Source organism: Kiloniella sp. EL199 (genome assembly GCF_900313065.1).
GTDB lineage: Bacteria > Pseudomonadota > Alphaproteobacteria > Kiloniellales > Kiloniellaceae > Kiloniella.
This window is the reverse complement of record NZ_OMPU01000010.1, coordinates 605,690-626,088: the sequence shown is the minus strand read 5'-3', so window position 1 is coordinate 626,088 and position 20,399 is coordinate 605,690. Positions and strand designations below refer to the sequence as shown.

General features: G+C 44.4%; 24 protein-coding genes. 15 read left to right on the top strand and 9 right to left on the bottom strand.

The window, feature by feature from the left end:
* Positions 1 to 5: 5 nt before the first annotated feature.
* Positions 6 to 857, bottom strand: coding sequence for a peptidoglycan-binding domain-containing protein (locus D9A03_RS11405; protein WP_162938098.1), 852 nt, complete (start codon positions 855 to 857; stop codon positions 6 to 8).
* A gap of 113 nt (positions 858 to 970) precedes the next feature.
* Here D9A03_RS11405 and D9A03_RS11400 point away from each other — a divergent pair, with 113 nt between their 5' ends.
* From D9A03_RS11400 to D9A03_RS11390, 3 genes are all read left to right on the top strand, one after another.
* Entirely contained in the window at positions 971 to 1,234 is a 264-nt protein-coding gene (locus D9A03_RS11400; protein WP_120497298.1) for a hypothetical protein, read from the top strand.
* 64 nt (positions 1,235 to 1,298) lie between these two features.
* Positions 1,299 to 2,192, top strand: a complete 894-nt coding sequence (locus tag D9A03_RS11395; protein WP_120497297.1) for a class I SAM-dependent methyltransferase — start codon at positions 1,299 to 1,301, stop codon at positions 2,190 to 2,192.
* A gap of 54 nt (positions 2,193 to 2,246) precedes the next feature.
* On the top strand, positions 2,247 to 2,762 hold the full coding sequence (locus D9A03_RS11390) for a hypothetical protein (RefSeq protein WP_120497296.1): 516 nt from the start codon (positions 2,247 to 2,249) through the stop codon (positions 2,760 to 2,762).
* A 415-nt stretch (positions 2,763 to 3,177) separates the two neighbouring features.
* Here D9A03_RS11390 and D9A03_RS11385 read toward each other — a convergent pair whose 3' ends face one another.
* Positions 3,178 to 3,363 carry a hypothetical protein gene (locus tag D9A03_RS11385; RefSeq protein WP_120497295.1) on the bottom strand — a complete coding sequence of 62 codons (186 nt, stop codon included), beginning with the start codon at positions 3,361 to 3,363 and terminating at the stop codon, positions 3,178 to 3,180.
* A 613-nt stretch (positions 3,364 to 3,976) separates the two neighbouring features.
* Between D9A03_RS11385 and D9A03_RS11380 the strand changes: the two genes are divergently transcribed.
* Positions 3,977 to 4,927, top strand: a complete 951-nt coding sequence (locus D9A03_RS11380; protein WP_120497294.1) for a sterol desaturase family protein — start codon at positions 3,977 to 3,979, stop codon at positions 4,925 to 4,927.
* A gap of 8 nt (positions 4,928 to 4,935) precedes the next feature.
* Here D9A03_RS11380 and D9A03_RS11375 read toward each other — a convergent pair whose 3' ends face one another.
* A complete protein-coding gene (locus D9A03_RS11375) occupies positions 4,936 to 5,469 on the bottom strand; it encodes a PAS domain-containing protein (RefSeq protein ID WP_256386299.1) in 534 nt (177 codons plus the stop codon).
* A 248-nt stretch (positions 5,470 to 5,717) separates the two neighbouring features.
* Between D9A03_RS11375 and D9A03_RS11370 the strand changes: the two genes are divergently transcribed.
* Positions 5,718 to 6,269, top strand: a complete 552-nt coding sequence (locus tag D9A03_RS11370) for a histidine phosphatase family protein (RefSeq protein WP_120497292.1) — start codon at positions 5,718 to 5,720, stop codon at positions 6,267 to 6,269.
* A gap of 75 nt (positions 6,270 to 6,344) precedes the next feature.
* Here the strand turns inward: D9A03_RS11370 and D9A03_RS11365 are convergent, their stop codons facing one another.
* Positions 6,345 to 7,325, bottom strand: coding sequence for a LysR substrate-binding domain-containing protein (locus tag D9A03_RS11365; protein ID WP_120497291.1), 981 nt, complete (start codon positions 7,323 to 7,325; stop codon positions 6,345 to 6,347).
* Between the two features lie 162 nt (positions 7,326 to 7,487).
* Between D9A03_RS11365 and D9A03_RS11360 the strand changes: the two genes are divergently transcribed.
* The 8 genes from D9A03_RS11360 (at position 7,488) to D9A03_RS11325 (ending at position 13,733) form a co-directional block, all read left to right on the top strand.
* The gene (locus D9A03_RS11360; RefSeq protein ID WP_120497290.1) at positions 7,488 to 8,681 is read left to right on the top strand and encodes an aminotransferase class V-fold PLP-dependent enzyme; all 1,194 of its coding nucleotides are present in this window, start codon (positions 7,488 to 7,490) and stop codon (positions 8,679 to 8,681) included.
* A gap of 250 nt (positions 8,682 to 8,931) precedes the next feature.
* Positions 8,932 to 9,459 carry a PAS domain-containing protein gene (locus D9A03_RS11355; RefSeq protein ID WP_120497289.1) on the top strand — a complete coding sequence of 176 codons (528 nt, stop codon included), beginning with the start codon at positions 8,932 to 8,934 and terminating at the stop codon, positions 9,457 to 9,459.
* Positions 9,460 to 9,598: 139 nt separating this feature from the next.
* Positions 9,599 to 10,126, top strand: a complete 528-nt coding sequence (locus D9A03_RS11350; RefSeq protein WP_120497288.1) for a PAS domain-containing protein — start codon at positions 9,599 to 9,601, stop codon at positions 10,124 to 10,126.
* A gap of 122 nt (positions 10,127 to 10,248) precedes the next feature.
* On the top strand, positions 10,249 to 10,776 hold the full coding sequence (locus D9A03_RS11345; RefSeq protein WP_120497287.1) for a PAS domain-containing protein: 528 nt from the start codon (positions 10,249 to 10,251) through the stop codon (positions 10,774 to 10,776).
* A gap of 104 nt (positions 10,777 to 10,880) precedes the next feature.
* Complete coding sequence (locus tag D9A03_RS11340; RefSeq protein ID WP_120497286.1) at positions 10,881 to 11,897, top strand: tetratricopeptide repeat protein; 1,017 nt, start codon at positions 10,881 to 10,883, stop codon at positions 11,895 to 11,897.
* Positions 11,898 to 12,035: 138 nt separating this feature from the next.
* Positions 12,036 to 12,224 carry an RSP_7527 family protein gene (locus D9A03_RS11335; RefSeq protein WP_120497285.1) on the top strand — a complete coding sequence of 63 codons (189 nt, stop codon included), beginning with the start codon at positions 12,036 to 12,038 and terminating at the stop codon, positions 12,222 to 12,224.
* A 355-nt stretch (positions 12,225 to 12,579) separates the two neighbouring features.
* Positions 12,580 to 13,281, top strand: coding sequence for a CatA-like O-acetyltransferase (locus tag D9A03_RS11330; protein WP_120497284.1), 702 nt, complete (start codon positions 12,580 to 12,582; stop codon positions 13,279 to 13,281).
* A 68-nt stretch (positions 13,282 to 13,349) separates the two neighbouring features.
* The gene (locus D9A03_RS11325; RefSeq protein ID WP_120497283.1) at positions 13,350 to 13,733 is read left to right on the top strand and encodes a VOC family protein; all 384 of its coding nucleotides are present in this window, start codon (positions 13,350 to 13,352) and stop codon (positions 13,731 to 13,733) included.
* Positions 13,734 to 13,736: 3 nt separating this feature from the next.
* On the opposite strand, the gene D9A03_RS11320 is transcribed toward D9A03_RS11325, so the two are convergent.
* Positions 13,737 to 14,756, bottom strand: a complete 1,020-nt coding sequence (locus tag D9A03_RS11320) for an AraC family transcriptional regulator (RefSeq protein WP_162938097.1) — start codon at positions 14,754 to 14,756, stop codon at positions 13,737 to 13,739.
* Positions 14,757 to 14,897: 141 nt separating this feature from the next.
* Here D9A03_RS11320 and D9A03_RS11315 point away from each other — a divergent pair, with 141 nt between their 5' ends.
* Positions 14,898 to 15,434 (top strand): peroxiredoxin-like family protein, encoded by a 537-nt coding sequence (locus tag D9A03_RS11315; protein WP_120497281.1) that lies wholly within the window; start codon positions 14,898 to 14,900, stop codon positions 15,432 to 15,434.
* A 198-nt stretch (positions 15,435 to 15,632) separates the two neighbouring features.
* On the opposite strand, the gene D9A03_RS11310 is transcribed toward D9A03_RS11315, so the two are convergent.
* The 3 genes from D9A03_RS11310 to speB form a co-directional block, all read right to left on the bottom strand.
* Positions 15,633 to 16,565 (bottom strand): aminotransferase class IV, encoded by a 933-nt coding sequence (locus D9A03_RS11310; RefSeq protein ID WP_120497280.1) that lies wholly within the window; start codon positions 16,563 to 16,565, stop codon positions 15,633 to 15,635.
* A gap of 168 nt (positions 16,566 to 16,733) precedes the next feature.
* Positions 16,734 to 17,276 (bottom strand): GNAT family N-acetyltransferase, encoded by a 543-nt coding sequence (locus D9A03_RS11305; protein ID WP_120497279.1) that lies wholly within the window; start codon positions 17,274 to 17,276, stop codon positions 16,734 to 16,736.
* Between the two features lie 157 nt (positions 17,277 to 17,433).
* Positions 17,434 to 18,402 (bottom strand): agmatinase, encoded by a 969-nt coding sequence (gene speB / locus D9A03_RS11300; protein WP_120497278.1) that lies wholly within the window; start codon positions 18,400 to 18,402, stop codon positions 17,434 to 17,436.
* 151 nt (positions 18,403 to 18,553) lie between these two features.
* Between speB and D9A03_RS11295 the strand changes: the two genes are divergently transcribed.
* The gene (locus D9A03_RS11295; protein ID WP_120497277.1) at positions 18,554 to 19,453 is read left to right on the top strand and encodes a LysR family transcriptional regulator; all 900 of its coding nucleotides are present in this window, start codon (positions 18,554 to 18,556) and stop codon (positions 19,451 to 19,453) included.
* A gap of 19 nt (positions 19,454 to 19,472) precedes the next feature.
* Here D9A03_RS11295 and D9A03_RS11290 read toward each other — a convergent pair whose 3' ends face one another.
* Positions 19,473 to 20,351 carry a LysR family transcriptional regulator gene (locus tag D9A03_RS11290; protein WP_120497276.1) on the bottom strand — a complete coding sequence of 293 codons (879 nt, stop codon included), beginning with the start codon at positions 20,349 to 20,351 and terminating at the stop codon, positions 19,473 to 19,475.
* Positions 20,352 to 20,399: the final 48 nt, after the last annotated feature.

The window sequence follows — 20,399 nt, the reverse complement described above, 5'->3', positions numbered from 1 at the left end:
GGATTTTAATAATACTCGCTATACATCTGACAGCCTGATGCGATACAGGCTTTTAGGGCCGCTGTGGTTGCCTCGTTTGTAATGCCGTCAACAGGGCCGGAATAGTATCCATTTTCGCTAAGCCAGCTTTGATCACTCTCGATGCGTTCCTGCCCACCCAAGTCCTGAGCTTTCAGATAGGCTTTAAGTGCTTTTTCCGGTTGCCCGTCTTCCACATAGGATGCGGCCAGAGTATCCCAGATTTCATAATCACCCGGATCAAGCTCCACAGCTCTTTTTGCAAAGCCAATGGCCTCTTTGCCTTTTCGTGCAGTTCGATCCGGATTGATCGCAAGAAGCCATGCCAGTGAATTCAATGCATAGGAATCATCGGGGTTAAGTCGAACCGCAGCCCTATAATCCATAATTGCCATATCCAGTTGATCTCGATCAGAAAAAATCCCGGCCCGATAATAGTAAGCATCGGCATTACGCGGATTCCTGAAAATTGCTGAATTATAATCTTCCAAAGCCAGATCATAATTCTCGAGATCACGATAGGCCGATGCCCTGTCGAGATAGTTAGACACCCGCTTGGGATCATAGGCAATAGCCTGCGTCAAATCCGCAACAGCCGCCTCACGATCCCCATCATCAATATAAGCCAAAGCCCGCAAGCGATAGACAATCCCATAACCTTTGTCTGGTAAATCCCCGGAATGGATAAGCCAACCACAAGCCTCTATCCGCAAAGCAGAAGATGCCTCCGGATTATTGCAATGTTTCGATTGTGCATCAAAACTCTGCGCTAGCCCCACCTCGGGCCAGAGGATAAAGCCAAACAATGCATAAATGTAGATAAGGAATGATCTAAACATAATTATTCTTTTTACTATAGACCCCAGCAATCTGCTCGCCATACAATCAACAGATGTAATTTATAACCTACTACATAAATTGCAAACCCTTAGGAAATGCCAAGGTGGGTAGAATGAACGAACTTCTTATAACCGGGACGACAATTATTTTGGCCCTCTCCATTCCTATGGTTCTCTGGCTCGGGCATCTCAATCGCAAGGGTGGAAAAGATGGTGAAACCCGTGGGATTGGTTGGCAGTTTATCCGCTATACAGTGTTAAGCATTGCCCTGCCCATTGTGGCCATTCTGGCACTCAACAGTGCCTTGGAAGGCGAAGCCGCAACCATTATTGCCGGGGCGCTTGGCTATGCTTTTGGCAAAAAGGATGATAGCTAATCGCTTCGTTATCGCTATTTTTGATTCTTCTGATATCCCTTACTCTACTTAGATACACCTCCACATGACACATGCAAATAACGACGCCGGTGCAACTTTCAAGCAGACTGAAATAGAGGACTGGGAACATGCAGCCTCTGCCTGGCACAGATGGATACCCGCGGTTAATGATTTCCTGAGCGTCGCCACCGATATCATGCTGGATCAGGCAGATATAAAGACTGGTTATCACGTACTGGATATTGCCGCAGGGGACGGAAGCCAGTCGATTATGGCTGCAGAACGTGTTGGAAAAACAGGCTCTGTTCTTGCCACGGACATTTCACCTGCTTTTGTCAAACTTGCACGCAATGTTGTGCAGAAACAGGGAATAGAAAACATAACCGCAGAAGTAATGGACGCAGAAAACCTTGCCCTGAAAGATAACAGCTTTGATGCTGCTATATCACGTTTGGGTATGATGTTCCTGCCCGATCCTCTCAGAGGTTTGCAAGAAATACATCGCGTCCTGAAACCTTCAGGGTCTTTTGCCGCCGTTGTCTTTACCACAGCAGATAAAAGCCCGTTCTTTACAATACCCCCGCAAGTCATTCGGGATCAACTGAACCTGCACACTCCCTCAGATATGTCGCCCGGCCAAAAAACGCACCAGCCCGGTCCCTTTGCCTTGGGAACTCCAGATGTCTTTGCGGACCTTTTTTCGCAGGCTGGATTTGTAAATATCGAACAGGAAGTAATCGAGGCCCCTCTGCGATTTAAAACAACAGAAGACTTTGTGCAATGGCGACGAGATATTGCTGTTTCCTTGCAAAGAATGCTGACAGGCCTAGATAGAGAAACGCAGGAAAGGATATGGCAAGACGTCACTGAAGCCATGCGCCAATTCGAGACCAGCGACGGTTTTGAGACACCCAGTGAATTCCTGATCTGTTCAGGGCAAAAACCGGGAAATTCCTAACAAGTATTACGTATAAAAGCATGTTCAAATTTATCGAGAGAACACATTTCCAATATGACAAATAGTCTGAACTTCAAACAACGTCTGTTTTTTGTTGCCTTTACAGTATTGATAGGAATCCATATTGAAATATTTCAATTCGAAGTTCGCTTTCATCTTGGACAAATTATTGAAATAAAACACTATTATGAAAATATAACCTTTGAAATAAATCACTTCGGCATTGAGTTTTTTATTCAATTCGCTGTCGCTATTTTGTTAGGCACAACAGTAATCCCTATGTGGATGAAAAATATTGCGTTCTCAAAATGGGATCGTGTCCTACTAAGCTTATTTCTATTTATACCAGTTGCAACTTTTTGCGATCAGGCCTTCATCGGCAGATTTATCCCTGGTTCAAGTTATTTGCACCACCTAACCATTGGCCTTTATTTCATCCCACTCTTTCTAATAATTGGTATGTATATCCTACCCAAATTTATAACACTGCCTGAGTATAACCCTATAAAAGCCTTTAAGGGGGGGGCTTTTGGCGTGTTTACTATTCCTTCCGTTTGCATGGCTCTATGACATAGCTTTCAATTACTTCCCCTTCTTTCTTTCGGCAAATAATGATTGGCTACAAAGTCAACCGGAAGAGAATTATATATATTACTTTATCGGGTATCTGATTGGTCACTACAGTACTTTTGAAACCTACATTGGTTCTGCTGGCCTGATATGGCATTGCATCTGGTTTATTGTGAGCGGTGTCAGTTCTTGGTTTGCCTACTTTGTCATTTATCAAAGCAATTTAAAAAGCTGGCAGGAAGACGCGACGATTTTTGAGTAGCGAAAACCCAAATCAAAAAGAAAAAACCTCGGCAAAATGGACCGAGGTTTTTTCTTTTTTGCTATAATCTTTGGAGATCTTAGCTCTTATCGTTCTCGTAACAACCGGAAGGCGGCAATCTACGGTATTCTAACGATATTCTTTAAGATATTTTTACTGGGGAATGATGTCACGTACGAGGCGTGGATCCAGATTGTTCAGGATCTTGGCGACGCGGCGTTCCTGACGTTTTACTTTATAAGCAGCAATCGCGTCTGAAACAGCGGTTTTAACAACAGCAACAAAGCCTTCTTTGAAGAAGGAAACGGGTTGTGCAACATTTACTGACACATGTGCCATAGTCTTAATCCTAATCAAGGGCCCGGTTCCGCAAATCCCGACAGCCAAGTTGTTTTTACTGATTCCTAGGTACGCTCAGTTAATCAAATCGACAATTGAAATTTACTCATTCTGGCTATGCATTTTAAACATGGGACACCCCTTTAAAGCCCCTATTGATAAGGGTTTTGTCGCGTTTAAGATAAATGAATGTCGCAAGTAAAGTTTATGGCCAAATTGCCATATTTCCCCATGCTTCTTTTTACAAAAAAATTTTCTGTTCTGGCCTTGTTTCACGTCGTAATTAGCATAGAAATGACGTGATTTTTACACCCTGCATTTACAGTATCATTGCGCTTAATATTTTGACCCGTTCACGAGAACATAAATACGCCGAGTCTTTTCTGTAACAGCCCTGTTCAAGAGTTTATTGCCCAATAGTTTAATCAAGGAACAAAATTCCCAAACTCCTTTGTCGCAACGACATGGAAAGAAACAACATACAATAGAAAATCAGTTTAAATTGAATCCTGTTTTAGAGTACCATCACGATAATTGTGGATTTAAGTCACTTGAGATATATAAGCGTGACAAACATCCAGATTAAGTCATTAAGATTAGGTGGTGGGGACAGATGACCATAGAAAATACAGAAACCAACGAAGGCTTGGGAAGAAAAATACTCGCAAGAACAGCATGGCCCGTGCTTCTTATCCTTTGTATCTGTACCACAGCCTATGGCTTTGCCATTGATCGCCCTGTAATCGTCTTTAACCTGACTTACTTGGCACTGGCAATTGCGCTCTTTTTACTGGAACGCAAAATACCGTTCGAGAAAACATGGCTGGAAAACGATGGACAAACCTTTGCCAATATCGCCCACACTCTCACCAGTAAAGGACTTGTCCAGGGCCTGGTAACCTTTAGCGGCGTCATCGGTATTACCGCCTATATTACCCCGATGCAGGGTGAAGGTTATGGTATCTGGCCACGGGACTGGCCACTTGCCATTCAGGTGATTATGACGCTGGTTGCCGCTGAATTTGGTCTTTATTGGGCACACAGAATTTCCCATGAATGGAAACCGCTATGGAAATTCCACGCCATCCATCATTCCGTCACAAGACTTTGGATCGTCAACACCGGACGTTTTCATTTTATTGACTCCCTTCTCTCTATTGTATTGGGCATCAGCATCCCCCTCGCTCTCGGCGCACCGCTGGAAGCAATCACCTGGCTATCGGCCATAACCGCCTATATCGGTATGCTGACACACTGTAACGTGGATATGCGTTTTGGATTGCTTTCCACGATCTTCAACACACCCGGCCTTCACCGTTGGCATCACAGTAAAAAAATCGTCGAAGGCAACCGGAACTACGGCGAGAACCTGATGGTATGGGATATGATTTTTGGCACATGGATCAATCCGGATCGTCGCCCCCCAGCCAAAATTGGTATAACCGAAGAAATGCCCGCAAGTTTCCCCGCCCAATTGGTCTGGCCCTTCAAGGAGATTAAAGAACTGGATCAAGAAGGCTGGACAACGCTGATCTCGGAAGAAAATACAAAGCCAAAAGTTTAGATTTGAGGTTAATCTTTGAAGTCAGAAACCCCGGCGCCAATATCGATAAAATCACGGCGGGTGACCGTTACATTTTCGAGCTTGGCTTCATCAGGCAAATGATCTTCCGTATCTGATTTAATCTCGTTGCTTTGGCATAGAATGATCGGGTTTTCGCTCATGTCATTCTCTACTGGCAACATAAACACTTCCAGAAACATTTTACGTCCAGAAGACATCCCGTGATTTGAGATCACCCGCATTCCGCACGGCTGTTCGACAACAGCAAAGAAAGATTGACTAGCTTTGGCTTTACGTTCTTCGGCAACAAAGTCCAGATAGTTCTGTCCCGTTGGGTCAAACCCCATGCGTTCTCTTACCGCCGTACCTGCCAAACGAAATCGAATGAAATCCTTGGATACTATTTCATAGATTATGAGATGTGGCAGGAGTTGGGGTATTTTCTCTGGAAAAAAACTACTCCGCAAAGGTAAAACACCTTCGCGTGGCATACTCTGCCAGTAGTCCATCAAAGCTTGGCTACGAGGATGATAAAGGTCAATAATTGTTCAAACTCCACACTGTCACACACAAGCAGTTTGATAATAAATTTCATATAATAGCATTCAGTGTTGAAAAAAAAGATAAAAATACAACGCATGGCATAACTTTCGATCTAATAACCACCAAAAGACAGGCTGATAATGCTCCCCCCCAAAAAAATTCCTGAACTACATATAGCAAACAAGAAAAATACTCTCTAAGCTTTGTAAAACCAGACGTTTTCTTTTGCCCAACAGATGAGAAATCAATGCCCATTTACCTCATTCGACACGGCCAGTCAGAATTCAATGCAATAGCCCGCGACGGCATTGACCCTCTCATTTACGACGCCCCCTTAACCTCTTTGGGTCAATCACAAGCTGATCGAGCTCGAGAGATGATCAGTGATCTCAACATTCAACACGTTATTTGCTCTCCCCTGACCCGTGCCGTGCAAACCGCGTTACGTATTTTCAAGGATGATGTACCAATAACCATAGAGGCCGGGCACAGGGAAATGGTCTGCAATAGCTGTGATGTTGGTCGCCATCCCGATAATCTATCCCGAGACTTTCCCGGTCTGAGCTTCGAACATCTTGATGATCACTGGTGGCACAAAGGCCCTGAAAATGAACACGGTGTCCCTCATGAACCCGAAGATATTTTCAACAGGCGTATTCAGGATTTTGTCACACATCTGGAAACCACAGCAACGCCCCCCTTTGCAACCCGCCCGCTAGCTATCGTTGGACATGGATTATTCTTTCAAGGGCTGGTGGGACGTTTGATGGATAACTGTGAAATTGTAAGATACAAATAGTTCCGGCCAACGTCTTGGGGCCAACATCTTTGGGTAAAATCTGTCCGAAGATTATCCCATCAGAAAGACAACCAACTATTGTTTTGGTAACGATAGGGTCGCAAGTTCGGCCTTGAAACTCTCCGCAGTTGTCATCAGCCAATCCCGAAAGGTTTCAACATGCGATAGTCCCGCCTTTCCCTTCTCCGTCACAAGGTAATGCGCACCTATTGGCAAAACCTGACACGCCACAGCAGGTACCAGACTACCCAGTTTCAATTCGTTCGAAATATACGCCAGATTAGCCAGTGCAATACCATGTCCGGCAACAGCAACCTGAATGGCTGTATCATCATGCTCAAACTTAAGGGCCCGATCCAACGCAAGTTCAACATCACCTGATTTAATGGCCCAACTGCGCCAATCCCGTCCGGTTGGTTCATTAAAAATCACACGATGATCTTTCAGATCCTGCAGCAACAGCGTGTGCTTGCCGTTCTCTCGATTTGTTTTACAATTCTTTACAAGTGCTTCTTCCTGATATCCCGACAAATACCCCGGCGCACAGACAGGTAACAGCCACTCAATCATGATCAGTTCACTATTATCAGGCACTGGGCTTGTTTTGTCTGCCGGATCACCAAGTTGATAAACAATCGATGCATCAAACCGACGACTTTGTGCTGTTCTCGGATAGGTTACCGTTTGCAGGTTGATCGGTATGCTAGGATGCAGAGCCTCAAATCCGGATAGCCGTGGCATCAACCAGCGAATGGCAAAGGACGTTGTTACCGAAAGGGTAAAATTTGAGACCCCTCCCAGAATCTCATCCGTAACCTGAGCAATCTGGAATAGCGCCTGATCCGTCACATCATAAAGCTTGCGACCTTCATCACTTAACTGGACGCCACGATGCACTCGCAAGAATAAAGCACAGCCAAAATATTCTTCCAACAGTTTGATTTGCCGACTGATGGCGCCTTCGGTGACACAAAGCTCGCGGGCTGCTTCCCTGAAACTGAGATGAGAAGCAGCCGCAGTAAAATGCCTTATGGCAGTCAAAGGTGGTAATTTCATAACAACCTCATAGCTTTCAGCTAGTTCATTCAGAAGAGCTGATTAAATGCTTAACTTGATTTTTTGTAAAGCGAACCTGATTTTAAATCGTTTGAGAAAATAACTTAATTTCATATTCTCGAGGTAACTGCCAATACACCCCTTTCAGAGAGAACCGATAATATGTCCTCAGAAACTAAAATCGATATCGAAAGAGTTTTTACAGATACACCGGGCAAAAAAAGCTGTGTTCACCTGAATAACTGTGGTTCTTCTTTGATGCCGCAATCTGTTTTACAAAGCCAGATTACTCATCTGGAACTCGAAGCTGCTATCGGGGGATATGAGGCCGCCAACAAAATGCACCGCGAGATTGAGGCCGTATATGATTCTGTCGCTCGCTTGATAAATTGTCACAGAGATGAAGTTGCCGTTGTCGAAAACGCAACCGTGGGCTGGGCCATGACCTTTTATGCCATTCCCTTTCAGGCTGGCGACCGCATCCTGACCGTCGAAGCGGAATATGCCTCAAACTACGTGGCCTATCTTCAGATCGCCAAAGAAAAAAATGTATCTGTCGAAGTTATTCCCAGCGACGAGAATGGTATCGTTTCCCTTGAAACACTGAAAGAGATGATTGATGACCGCGTCCGCGTTATCTCTGTCACCCATGTTCCGACAAATTCCGGCCTGGTAAACCCGGTCGAAGAAATCGGCAAAATTGCCCGTAAACATAATATTCTTTATGTGGTTGATGCCTGCCAGTCAGCAGGGCAAATGCCGCTGGATGTTGAAAAAATCCAGTGCGATGTTCTCTCGGCCACGGCCCGTAAGTTTCTCCGTGGTCCCCGTGGTGTCGGTTTTGTTTATGTGAGGTCTTCTGTCATTGAGCACCTGCATCCCCCAATGATTGATCTGCTTTCCGCCACATGGGTTAGCGAAAATGAATATGTATTAAGGTCTGATGCACGCCGTTTCGAAAACTGGGAAAACAACTATGCAGCCAAACTGGGTATGGGGGCCTGCATCGACTATGCCCTTGAAATCGGATTGGACAACATTCAGGCCAGAATAGATGAACTGGCAAACTATCTGCGGGGTAACTTGCGGGCAATTGACGGCGTAAAATTGCATACCCTTGGCCCGACTCAATGCGGAATAGTTACCTTTTCTATTACAAGTCGGGATTCTACAGATGCGGTTCAAAAGATCCTAGAGCAAGGCGTAAATGTCAGCACATCATCACCATCCAGTACACTGCTGGATGCGACCAAAAACAACCTACCGGTTCTTATCCGGTCATCAGTACACTATTACAACGATCATCAGGAAATTGATCGCTTCGTCAGTATCATCCGCGATATCGCCAAAGGATAATCAGAACTGCGATAAAGACCGGAAAGAACAAAGATCCTGACATATAAAAACCAGGCTGCTGCCTATCATAACTCCGCATAAATTATGTTTTGTATCAATACATTACATTTTGATCGGGACATTTTGATCGGGACATTACAATTTAATCGGGCAGAAAAATCACTAAATAGCAGCTTGGTCATATTATGTTTAGAATTTATGACATATTCTGATATCTGCTTGTGAAAATTACACACGTTCGTGACATGATATGTTCATTTCCGCGCAATCGGATTTGTCAAAACTCAAAGAATACCCCCGCCTTCTGGAAAGCTGGTATTGGTACTCTAATCTTTGTGAAAAACTGGGACGCCTTCCCTCTCGACAAGATATTAACCCGCTGGATATCAAATTCGCGCTGGGCTACGAAATGCTGGTCGAAAATGATCGCCAGTCTCAAAACCCGCGCGTACGTCTGATCGGCATCGTTGCGGAAGAATTCATGGGCCTTTCCGTCAGTGCGACAGGGAAAACCTATGATACCTTCCTCACCGACGAGAGCAGAGTTACCGCCTGTGGAAAACTCACAGAAGCTCTGGACGAAGGAAAACCTCTGTTCGGGACGACAACATACGCCCGTAAAGACGGTCGAACCTTTGGCTATGCAAGATTAATTTGTCCTCTTCACGCGCACAACAATGAACCGGAAATGGTTTTCATCATCTTTCAAGCCTTTACCGAAGACGAAGACCGAGAAACAGGCGCAAAAAAAGAAAAAGCCATGAAGCGCTGGCTTTAATTAAATCGATAAACACGTAATTCATTATTAAATAAACAGCCGCCAAATCATATTATATTTAGAATAATCATATTATGTTTAGAACTTATGACATATTCTGATATCAGCTTGTGATAATTATCCACGGTGGTGACATTATATGTTCATTTCCGCACAATCGGATTTGTCAGTACTTGAAGAATATCCCCGCCTGCTGAAAAGTTGGTATTGGTATTCAGGGCTTTGCGAAAAATTGGGGCGCTTACCATCCCGGCAGGATATTAACCCGGTTGATATCAAGTTCGCACTGGGCTACGAAATGCTGATCGAAAATGATCGCGAGCACATGAATCCCAGAGTAAGATTAATCGGAACGGTTACCGAGGAATTTACGGGCCTCCCGCACAGTGCAACCGGCATGACCTACGATACCTTCCTGTCAGACGAAAGCCGTATAAAAGCCTGTAATTACCTTATAACTGCACTTGACCAGGGACAGCCTCTTTTTGGCATTGCAAAGTACGCACGAACAAATGGACAAACCTTTAGTTTCGCGAGGATAATATATCCACTTTACACTCTTGAGAACGAACCTGAAATGACTTTTGCTGTCCTTGAAGAGTTTAAGGAGAATGACAACAGAGAAGCAGGCGCCCAAAAAGAAGAGTCCATGAAACGCTGGCTTTAATTTAATTAATTCAAAGAACACCCGACTAATTACCAAATAATTAGCCGCTTGGTCATATTCTGTTTAGGATTTATGTCATATCCTGACATCTGCTTGTGATAATTACATTTTGGTGACACTACATGTTCATTTCCGCACAATCGGATTTGTCAGAACTCAAAGAATATCCCCGCCTGCTGAAAACCTGGTATTGGTATTCAGGGCTTTGTGAAAAGCTGAACCATCTTCCAACCCGACAAGATATTAATCCCGCCGATATTAAATTTGCACTAGGTTATGAAATGCTGGTCGAAAATGACCGCGAGAATAAAAACCCGCGCGTACGTCTGGTCGGTATCGTTGCCGAAGAATTTATGGACCTGTCCGTCAGTGGCACAGGAAAAACATATGACGCTTTTCTGGATGATCAAAGTAGAATTAACGCCTGCAAAGAGGTGACACGGGCACTGGAGCAGAGACAACCATTGTTCGGGATAATGACCTGCACCCGCAAGGATGGACGCTCTTTTGGCTATGCGCGAATTATCTGTCCTCTTCAAAAGATGGAAAATGAACTCGAAATGGTTTTTATCACCTTCCAGTCATTCACAGAAAACGAAGGCCCCCAATCTGGCACGCAAAAAGAAGAAGCCGTGAAACGTTGGTTATAGAGGCCAGACGTTCACAAGTCATTGAATTAGGTTTGCCTGATGGCAATTTCATAGATACATTTTCCTGAATAGCTTTCAAATTAAGCATTTAAAGAAATTTAATTATGAAAACCTTTATCAAAGCAATCCTCTTTTCAACGCTATTCTCAACTCAAACAATAGCTGACACATACCAAGATATTCTCTTGTCCTATAACAACGGTAACTTCACTAAAACATTTGAAATGGCTAGTGAAATTGCAAAAAAGGACGATCCTAGAGGGCAATTTATCCTAGGCGTCCTATACGAAAAAGGACAAGGCGTAGAGCATAGCTATCCTCAAGCGCTGTTATGGTATAAAAAAGCTGCAAATCAAGGACATGAAAAAGCCCAGTTAAATTTGGGAATTTATTACGAACACGGTTATGGTACCGAGCAAAATTACACCAAAGCCTTTAACTGGTTTAAAACAGCTGCCGAGCAGGGCCTTGCATTATCAGAACAAAAAATGGGTGAAATGTATGAAAAAGGGTTGGGTACAGAACAAAGCTATGCCAAAGCTTATCAATGGTACACTAAAGCTGCTAACAAGGGCCAAGCAGAAGCTCAACATAATCTCGGTGTTATTTACCAAAAAGGCTTAGGTGTTAAGCAGAACTATTTTGAGGCTTTTAAGTGGTATAACCTTGCGGCAACCAATGACTTTGCGCCATCACAACATAATTTAGGATTTATGTTTCAAAAAGGAATGGGAACGAATCAAAGTTATTCTGAAGCTTTTAAATGGTATAAAAAAGCTGCACAACAGCAAGATACGTTATCTCAATACAACCTTGGTTATATGTATTTTTCTGGACAAGGAATAGAAAAAAATTATCGTAAATCTCTAAAATGGTACAAAAAAGCAGCAAATCAGAATTATTATCCAGCTCAACTTAGCCTTGGGAAAATGCATGAGGAAGGATGGGGAACAACGAAAAGCTACCTTAATGCATATGTATGGTACAAAATTTCACAAAGAAATGGAGCGCGGAAAGCTCTGTTATTTATCTCATTAATAGTACCTCATATGACAATCAAAGAAATAAAAGAGGCCGAACAAAAGGCCACACTCTGGGAGCAAAATAACATTGATCCCTGAACAGAATCTCCTTATCATTATCAAAAAATAAGAAACAATCATTATACTTTTTTGCATATTATCATTTGGTGAAAAAGGCGCATATTAGTCATCAAGGGCAACCACTCTTTTATGAGTACTACCAAGAGGACTAATTCGATGAAACCCGTCGTAACTGCCAAAGATTTTGATTTTACAGCTGCTGACATCGACTTTCATATTCGCGAGGCACATCGCCTGCGCTCTGAAGCTGCGGGTCGTCTGTTGACTGCTATGTTCAAGCCACTCTTTAAATCCGTCAAAGATTTCCTGGGTCGCATGAGCTATCACAAGGTGAAACACGCTTAAGTCATTAAGCCAAAGTTTCTGTTCTTAGAAGCCAGATAATACTGACCCCACTGAATTTAGTTTTCATCCGAAGGGAAACAAAATTCATATTATCTGATCAGGTTGAACATGAAGGTTGGCTAAATACCCAAGTGATAAAGAGGATGTTATCTCAACATCTTCTTTTTTTATGCCCGGGGTAAATCGTAAGAACAGCAAAACCCACAAATCCCATATACCTTACCGATCACGTAATAATTGATCGCGAAAACATTCAGCTTTCATCACAAATGATCATTGCGCCCGACCTCTGACTTGCTATTCTTCTCATGATCAAACCAATAGCAATTCATTCTCGAAAAACGATCCTATCAGAATGCCGCAAACAGCACTCTTTTCAGAGCAAGACGAACGGGTAATCGATCTCGCAACATGGCCTCGGCAGAGCCAGTATGCCATGTTCAAAGATTTTGGCTCTCCCCATTTCAGCATCACAACACGTGTTGATGTCACGGAGATAATGAAGGCAAAACAAAGTCGAGATGTTTCACCCTTTACTGCCATGCTTTTTTGCATCATGCAGGCATTCAATGCCGTACCAGAACTACGGACCCGCTTTCGCAACACGGACGGGCAGCTTTCCATCATAGAACACAATAAAGTTCATTCTTCGATCACTGTGCCAATTGAAGATGATCGCTTTGCCTTTTGCGAAATCCCCTATAGCGCTGATTGGCAAGCATTTAACAAAAATTGCCAAAGTGTAATTACAGCGGGAAAAGAACAAAAAGAACTGGACGATAAAACCATCGGCACTGATTACTGGATTTTCATGTCTTGCCTTCCCTGGCTCGATTTTACCGACATGCAGCACCCCCTAAAAGGTCCAGATGACTGCGTTCCCCGTTTAGCTTGGGGAAAATTTGTTCCTCGAATAACACAATCCGATGGGGCACCATCAGATCAAGAAAACTGGGATGTTGCAGTTAACCTTACGGCCCATCATGCGCTTGTTGATGGCGTTCACATGGCGCATTTTTTTCAAAAGCTCGAAGAGAATTGTCGTAATTTCCCATAACCCAACATACCCCATCGCTCAACATACATAGAAACTTTCAAGCCCCCCTGCTTTCACAGAGAAAAATAATGATTTTCAATCATGTACAGATAAAAGTAAAAGATCTTGAAGCCAGTAAAAATTTTTATGACCCGATCATGTCTGCGCTTGGCTATGACCAGGTTCTTGATATTCCCGACATCGTTATCGGTTACGGCACCAGTGTCCATGACATGTTTGAAATACGTCAAGCTGACGAAGATGCCCCTTTATCCCACGCTGTACATATTTCCTTTAACGCGAGCGATAAAAAAAGTGTTGATGAGTTCTATCGCATCGCTCTTGAAAATGGAGCGACCTGTAATGGCAAACCCGGCTTGCGGCCAGAATATGAAGATGGTTATTACGCAGCCTTTGTTCTTGATCTTGATGGCCATAACATCGAAGCAGTGTATGCCGAACAGCGGGAATAGATTTTATCCCCGCAACATTTCCTGCTTGGGGCTAACACCATAGCGGCGGGTAAATGCCCGCGACAAGGCTGCTGAACTGGAAAACCCGACCCGTCCTGCAATAGCCTTCAAGGGAACACCCTTGGCCAGCTCGGTTCGCGCAAGTGTCAGACGCCAGTTCGAAAGATATTGCCCGGGTGTCACACCCACAAGCTTGCGAAAGGAATTGGCAAAATGGGTTCTGGACATAGCCGAAATTTCAGCAAGATTTTCGAGGTTAAAGTTACGATCAGGATTGTCATGCATTGCGATAATCGCCAACGAGATATTGGGATCGGCCAAACCCGCCAACAACCCGACCTCTGTCTGTCCTGCTTCGATCAAATGTCGTAACAGACGGATCACAACAATTTCACAAAGACGATCAATAACGGCACGCCCACCGCAACGCGGGGCAATTGCTTCTTCCAAAAGAATATCGGTAACAGCCCGCAACGGTGCAGATTGATCAAGTCGTACAATCACCAGATCAGGCAGAGCCAAGGCAATGGGGTTTGCATCACCGCCAGTATCAACAACAGCACACACAAAACCATTTGCCCCTTGATCATCGCTTAAACCGCTGTGATCGAATGTATGAAATGAAATAACCTTGAAATCATCAGGCACGCCACGCGGATAAAACACCAGCAATGGAATATCTGGCTTCAGGCCATCAAATTCAGGAACTGATGATAAAACCTGACCACGCTGTACAACAAAGAAGTTGGCCTCTCCAACAGGAAGTTCAGCATTTATAACGCCAGTATCACTTTCGGGCCTCAGTCTCAGGACATTATCATAGCCAGATATATCCACAGGACTAACGGGCTGGCTTCCAGTCTCTAAAGACCCGGTTTCTTGGAGATTTTGTCGTTCGTGAAAACTTTGCCTTTCAAATTCTGTTGTTAACAAATCACGCCCGATATTCTGTACACGGGCATGAATATGAAATCGCTGAATAAGGGCTGACAATCGATCAGCTTTTTTAAAAGGCTTTCCCAAAATAACTCCTTCACATTTTGTACTATGGATCAATTTTTTTGCACAAAAAGTACCTAAAGGTTCACTATAATAAAAATCAAGCGCTGAAGTCCAGCCAAATGATTTACGAGACCCAATACCCTCAGAAAGGTCCCCCCTGTAATGCTGATGCCTCGTCAGAAAACCCCGAAGCTCTCACTGCCAACACTCAATGATGGAAGGTTTGATCTCAGCAGTGATGGTGCCGAGCGCTATACACTGGTGACTTTCTATCGCGGCCTCCACTGCCCAATCTGTGCAAATTACCTAAAAGAGCTAGAGCGCCTGACACCTGAATTCGCAGAACGCGGTGTAAAAACCATTGCCATCAGCTCTGACGGGAAAGATCGTACAGAAGAAATGGCGGCAAAAATCGACGCCAAAAATTTGCGTTTTGCCTATGACTTGCCTCTGTCTGTGGCCAAGGAATGGGGCCTCTATATCTCAACATCTCGCGGCAAAACATCCATTGGCATCGAAGAACCTGCTCTCTTTTCCGAGCCAGGCGTCTTTCTCGTCACGCCGGGACAGACACTTTATTATGCATCTGTCCAGACAATGCCTTTTGTCCGGCCTGTCTTCAAAGAAATGATCGGTGCTTTGGATTTTGTCATTGCAAATGACTATCCGGGCCGCGGCGAATACGCAGGCGAAGTTTAAAGACCGAAGCCGGTTAAAGAGGACAGACATGCCGAGTTTCTGGAGGTGACCGTATTTTGGCAATGTTGGCGTAGTCAAAGTACTGTCTATACTCCAGAAATTGGCCCCCGGCCCATCACACACACAAGCAGGCCGGGGGCTTTTTTCAAGGCAGATTCTAAGAGCCGAAAAAAAACATCAACCAACCAGATCTATTATTCAGCTGTAGTTTATAGGTAATGCCCAGACAGGATCGTTGTGTTTATCCCAATAAAGCTGATGAACTTGCCTGTATATTGGGCCAAGCAGGCCATCACCTACAACAGAATGATTCAACCGTGTTACAGGCATAACGCCGCCAGCGGTGGATGAAATAAAAATTTCATCAGCAGCAACCAACTCATCCCGCGATATTTGAGTTGCTTCACAAGCAATACCCAGCTCTGCACAGAGATCAAAAACTGTCTGCCGCGTGATACCTGCTAACACGCCACTATCCGGTGTTGCGACGAGGCCATCTTTGACAGCAAAAACATTAAAACCGGGACCTTCCGCAATGTTACCGTGATCGTTGAGCAACAGTGTCGTCTCTGCCCCTTTTTCATAAGCATCATAAAGCCCTTGAACCAGATCCAGCCAATGATAGTTCTTTATCGAGGGGTCAACGGAACTTGACGGAATGCGAACCCTGTCACTGATTGCAAGGTGCAATCCCCGTTTCATCTGTGCCTTGTTAGCAACAGATCCAAAGGGAATAGCAAAAGCCATAAAGCGATTTATGGCATCGCGGGGATCACGACTAAAATCGGGTGAGTTCCCACGCGTACAAATCAGCTCGACATAAGCATCCCGATGCCCCGATAAAGCCACACAGTTTTGTAGAATTTCAATGACCTCATCCCGGTTATAGGGAATAGCCATGTGAAGTTTTTCCAAACCGGCGAAAAAACGATCCAAATGTAAATCCAGTCTGAAAAAAGCACCCTGCCAGACATGAACAACATCATAGGTGGCATCAGAATGCAGGAAGCCATAATCCAATACGGATACTTTCGCCTGATCCATAGGAACATATTGATCGTCAAGGAAAGAGATCCCTTTGGGATAACGGTGTGGATCGCGATAAGTCTGCGTTACATCTGGTAGAGGCATCGGATTTCCAGCTTTTGGGTACAGGAAAATCAGGACAATTCAACTATCGTAAGCTAAAGGCCATTTCTCAGATCCAGTCAATAAACTTTCTCTTCAAACAGCCTAAATCATCAACCCGGCATCCAGGATCAAAGAAACGATAACAACCTGCATCTTCTCTTTAATAGATTAATTCACCTCTAGAATCGTGCGGGTGATCATCTCACCATCCTCGTCAAAATCGTATTCGTGCTGAAAGCCAAACTTGGAGAGAATGTGTAAAGACACAGCATTTTTCTTTTGTGCATAAGCATGGATTTTTTTCATACCCAGTGTTTCTTTGCCAAATGCCAGCACTGCCATCACAGCCTCTGTTGCCAAGCCGCCCCCCCAGAACTCTGGTAACAAACCATACGAAAGTTCGACGATCTCATCTGTTTCATTTTCTTCCCGCAATCCACATTCGCCCATAAACACATTTTGTTCACGATCAAAAACGGCCCAGAGACCAAAGCCGCGACGCAACCAATGATCGGTTATAATCCCGAGTTGCTTATCACTTCCCTGTGGGGTTTGCGTGCCAATTTTGCGGATCGCCATAACCTGAGCATTGCCATAAAGCTGAAACAGAATATCCCCGTCTTTTGAAGAAAAAGGGCGCAATGTTAATCGCTCGGTCACAAGTATGTTGCTACCAGCAAGAGCTTGAGTGGATGAAATTTTGGCATGCATAAGAATGAACCTGAATAAGATAGAATTTGCGAACAAAAATTAACAGAGAAACTTCAAAACCATATGGTCTATTTTAGAGACCAATTGGATTATTGATAACAACACGCATCGTCAATCATAATCTAAAAAAACAAAGGTGAACAATAGAGCATTGATTTTACTTATATTTCTCATAAAAAATAAATCCAATGAAATTCATCAACAGTTGCGCCGCCAGTATCTGTGTACTTTCAGTAGGGTCATAAGCGGGGGCAACCTCAACCAGATCAATCCCGACAACATTTCCCTGCTTTGCAAGGCCCTGTAGAATTTCCAACACATCGTAATAGGCAAAGCCACCGTGACTGGGGGTTCCTGTACCCGGCGCGATAGAGGGACAAAACGCATCAATATCAATGGTGACATAATAACGCGTGTTTTTCGGGATTCGGTCAAGAACACCTTCTGGTCCCAATTTACGGACCTGACGAACAGAAAGAATATCAGATCCTCGTGTACGTGCATCATCATAGCCTTCTTTAGCTGTAGAAGACACATTACGGATACCCAGTTGCGTCATGCCAGATACGTAATCTTTTTCAATTGCCCGCCGCATGGGATTACCGTGACCCGCTGTCACCCCGTGACGTTCATCAACAAAGTCCAAATGCGCATCAATTTGCACAACATGAATAGAACCTTTTCCCGCAGCATCATCCGCGAAGGCATTTATACAGGGAATATTAATGGAATGGTCACCGCCAATGACGACAGGCAACGCCCCCGCAGAGAGAATTTTACGGACGCCCAGCTCTATATTGGCATGGCTTTTTTCTGTTTGTGTATGAATAATATCCGCATCACCGATATCCACGATACGCACATCAGAACCAAGGTAAGTTGCTTCATCTTCATGGTCATAAGCACCCGCATGGCCAAAAGAAAAAAGAGTTGAAGCTTCCCTCACAGCCCTGGGACCAAACCGTGCGCCAGCCCGCCACTGTGTGCCAAAATCAAAAGGCGCGCCCAAAACAGCAACATCCGCGTCAATCTTGTCCCAATCAGCGACATAGTTCCGTTTGCCAAAAGTTGAAATTCCAACAAAAGGCAAATCCAATCGCCCGGCTTCATAACCATGATCTGCCATTATTTACTCCATTTCTTGATAAATCTGCTCAACAAATTGAGCCTGATTTAATTACATAATAAAATATGATTTTAATTATCTTTATATTTCTTTTTCTAATGCATTATAAAATACATCATTAATGGGTGTATCTGGTTAACAGGGTAACAGTATGAGCCTCTTTTCAGAAAAGCTTCTCCGTACTTTTTGCAAGGTTGTAGAGCATCGCGGGTTTTCCGGCGCACAGTATGATTTAGGCATAAGTCAGCCAGCCATTAGTAATCATATTCGCGATCTGGAAATTATTCTGGGCTATCGTCTGTGTGAACGGGGACGCAGTGGATTTCACTTAACCGATCGAGGGCAACAGACTTACGAGATGTCCCGAAAGATGCTGATCCAGTTTGAAGATTTTGAAAATGACCTCCTTGGATTACGAGATGCCTTAAAAGGATCATTACGAATTGGCGTGGTTGATGCGCACCACACAAACCCAGCCCTTCCGATCAGTGCGGCTATAAAGCATTTTTTCGATAGAGAAAATGACATCCAGTTTCAGCTTCACGTTGCCTCCCCCAATGAGCTGGAACTTGAACTTATCAACGGCACACTGCACCTTGCCATAGGGCCTTTTACGCAAAAGATCGAAGGTCTAAGCTATCAATATCTGTCGTCAGAGCACCACTCCCTCTATTGCGGTGCATCGCACCCTCTTTTCAACGTCTCTTCCGATAAAATCACCCCTCAGATAATAGAAGACCATCAACTCTGTCTGCGCAGTTACAATACTCATTCCGGTCTGGAGCTTTTGAAAGGCAAAGGGCAAACCGCGCTGGTTTCAAATATGGAAGCACAGGCCAGCCTTATTCTGAGTGGAAAATTCCTCGGAGCGTTACCCGATCACTACGCAAAAGAGTGGGTAGATCGGGGAAATCTAAAAGCTCTGCACCATAAAGATCTATGCTGGACGTCAGACTTTCATCTCGCAACAAGACGGTCCCCCGCCCAACGAGAAATCATAGAACTTTTTACACAGGATTTTTTAAATCTGGTAGCCCCAGAAGCATTATAGCTGAAGCTATTAGCCTAAATTATTCTGCGGCAATGGCTTCACGACGGAACATTTCAAGCAGAAGGTTTATCCGATGATCTCCCTTGAACTCTGGCCGGTGAACCAACGCAATATTGATCTCTGCATTGCCCCCTTCTAACGGAAAGACCGCCGCTCTGTTTTCCAGCTCGAAACTCTCAACAATGGACCGTGGCAAAACAGACGCGCAGAGGCCAGCCTTGATACAGGCAAGAATACCATCCAGTGTAGAGATCTCCATCATCTTGGGCGCGGTCAGATTTTGTGCTCGATACCAGTCAATTGCAAAATTACGATAGCCACAGCCTTCCTGAATCAAAACCATGATCGGCAGTTCCAGTGCTTGCTCCAGCCTGGTTAAACCTTTTGGTGCAATATAAACCAATGGTTCGGTAAAAAGCATATGCGTTATTAAGCTATCCTGATCTGTACTGCGTTTTCGACGATCAACCACGACCGCGGCATCCAGACGACAATCATTCACGGCATTATTAAGAGAGCCGGAAACCCCGGTATCCACGGAAATTTCTGCATCAGGATGAAAGCGCCGGTATTCCGTTATAAAACGTGGCAACAGATGAGATGCCTGCGTATCCACAAACCCCATTCGTATATGGCCGACATCACCCGGGTTCACCGCTCCCTTCGCGGCACGTTCCAGGGTCAGCATGGCATTGGCATATTCCAACAGCTTCTCTGCTTCATGCGTAGGCACCAAACGACGATGCGCCCGCAAGAAAAGTGAAACGCCGAGTTCACTCTCAAGCTTGCGAATGCGGGCTGTGACATTGGGCTGTACCGTATTCAAACTTTCTGCCGCAGCTGTCACACTGCCCAGATCCATCACCAGTTTAAATGTACGTAATGCAGACAGGTCCATCTTGCAGATTCCGTTCAATCAAAATTCATATCATTATTTTTTATTTAT

What these genes read in the sequence shown, in the direction of transcription:
- D9A03_RS11405 (WP_162938098.1), bottom strand. Translation starts at nt 857, where the DNA reads ATGTTTAGATCATTCCTTATCTACATTTATGCATTGTTTGGCTTTATC.
- D9A03_RS11400 (WP_120497298.1), top strand. Translation starts at nt 971, where the DNA reads ATGAACGAACTTCTTATAACCGGGACGACAATTATTTTGGCCCTCTCC.
- D9A03_RS11395 (WP_120497297.1), top strand. Translation starts at nt 1,299, where the DNA reads ATGACACATGCAAATAACGACGCCGGTGCAACTTTCAAGCAGACTGAA.
- D9A03_RS11390 (WP_120497296.1), top strand. Translation starts at nt 2,247, where the DNA reads ATGACAAATAGTCTGAACTTCAAACAACGTCTGTTTTTTGTTGCCTTT.
- D9A03_RS11385 (WP_120497295.1), bottom strand. Translation starts at nt 3,363, where the DNA reads ATGGCACATGTGTCAGTAAATGTTGCACAACCCGTTTCCTTCTTCAAA.
- D9A03_RS11380 (WP_120497294.1), top strand. Translation starts at nt 3,977, where the DNA reads ATGACCATAGAAAATACAGAAACCAACGAAGGCTTGGGAAGAAAAATA.
- D9A03_RS11370 (WP_120497292.1), top strand. Translation starts at nt 5,718, where the DNA reads ATGCCCATTTACCTCATTCGACACGGCCAGTCAGAATTCAATGCAATA.
- D9A03_RS11365 (WP_120497291.1), bottom strand. Translation starts at nt 7,325, where the DNA reads ATGAAATTACCACCTTTGACTGCCATAAGGCATTTTACTGCGGCTGCT.
- D9A03_RS11360 (WP_120497290.1), top strand. Translation starts at nt 7,488, where the DNA reads ATGTCCTCAGAAACTAAAATCGATATCGAAAGAGTTTTTACAGATACA.
- D9A03_RS11355 (WP_120497289.1), top strand. Translation starts at nt 8,932, where the DNA reads ATGTTCATTTCCGCGCAATCGGATTTGTCAAAACTCAAAGAATACCCC.
- D9A03_RS11350 (WP_120497288.1), top strand. Translation starts at nt 9,599, where the DNA reads ATGTTCATTTCCGCACAATCGGATTTGTCAGTACTTGAAGAATATCCC.
- D9A03_RS11345 (WP_120497287.1), top strand. Translation starts at nt 10,249, where the DNA reads ATGTTCATTTCCGCACAATCGGATTTGTCAGAACTCAAAGAATATCCC.
- D9A03_RS11340 (WP_120497286.1), top strand. Translation starts at nt 10,881, where the DNA reads ATGAAAACCTTTATCAAAGCAATCCTCTTTTCAACGCTATTCTCAACT.
- D9A03_RS11335 (WP_120497285.1), top strand. Translation starts at nt 12,036, where the DNA reads ATGAAACCCGTCGTAACTGCCAAAGATTTTGATTTTACAGCTGCTGAC.
- D9A03_RS11330 (WP_120497284.1), top strand. Translation starts at nt 12,580, where the DNA reads ATGCCGCAAACAGCACTCTTTTCAGAGCAAGACGAACGGGTAATCGAT.
- D9A03_RS11325 (WP_120497283.1), top strand. Translation starts at nt 13,350, where the DNA reads ATGATTTTCAATCATGTACAGATAAAAGTAAAAGATCTTGAAGCCAGT.
- D9A03_RS11315 (WP_120497281.1), top strand. Translation starts at nt 14,898, where the DNA reads ATGCTGATGCCTCGTCAGAAAACCCCGAAGCTCTCACTGCCAACACTC.
- D9A03_RS11310 (WP_120497280.1), bottom strand. Translation starts at nt 16,565, where the DNA reads ATGCCTCTACCAGATGTAACGCAGACTTATCGCGATCCACACCGTTAT.
- D9A03_RS11305 (WP_120497279.1), bottom strand. Translation starts at nt 17,276, where the DNA reads ATGCATGCCAAAATTTCATCCACTCAAGCTCTTGCTGGTAGCAACATA.
- speB (WP_120497278.1), bottom strand. Translation starts at nt 18,402, where the DNA reads ATGGCAGATCATGGTTATGAAGCCGGGCGATTGGATTTGCCTTTTGTT.
- D9A03_RS11295 (WP_120497277.1), top strand. Translation starts at nt 18,554, where the DNA reads ATGAGCCTCTTTTCAGAAAAGCTTCTCCGTACTTTTTGCAAGGTTGTA.
- D9A03_RS11290 (WP_120497276.1), bottom strand. Translation starts at nt 20,351, where the DNA reads ATGGACCTGTCTGCATTACGTACATTTAAACTGGTGATGGATCTGGGC.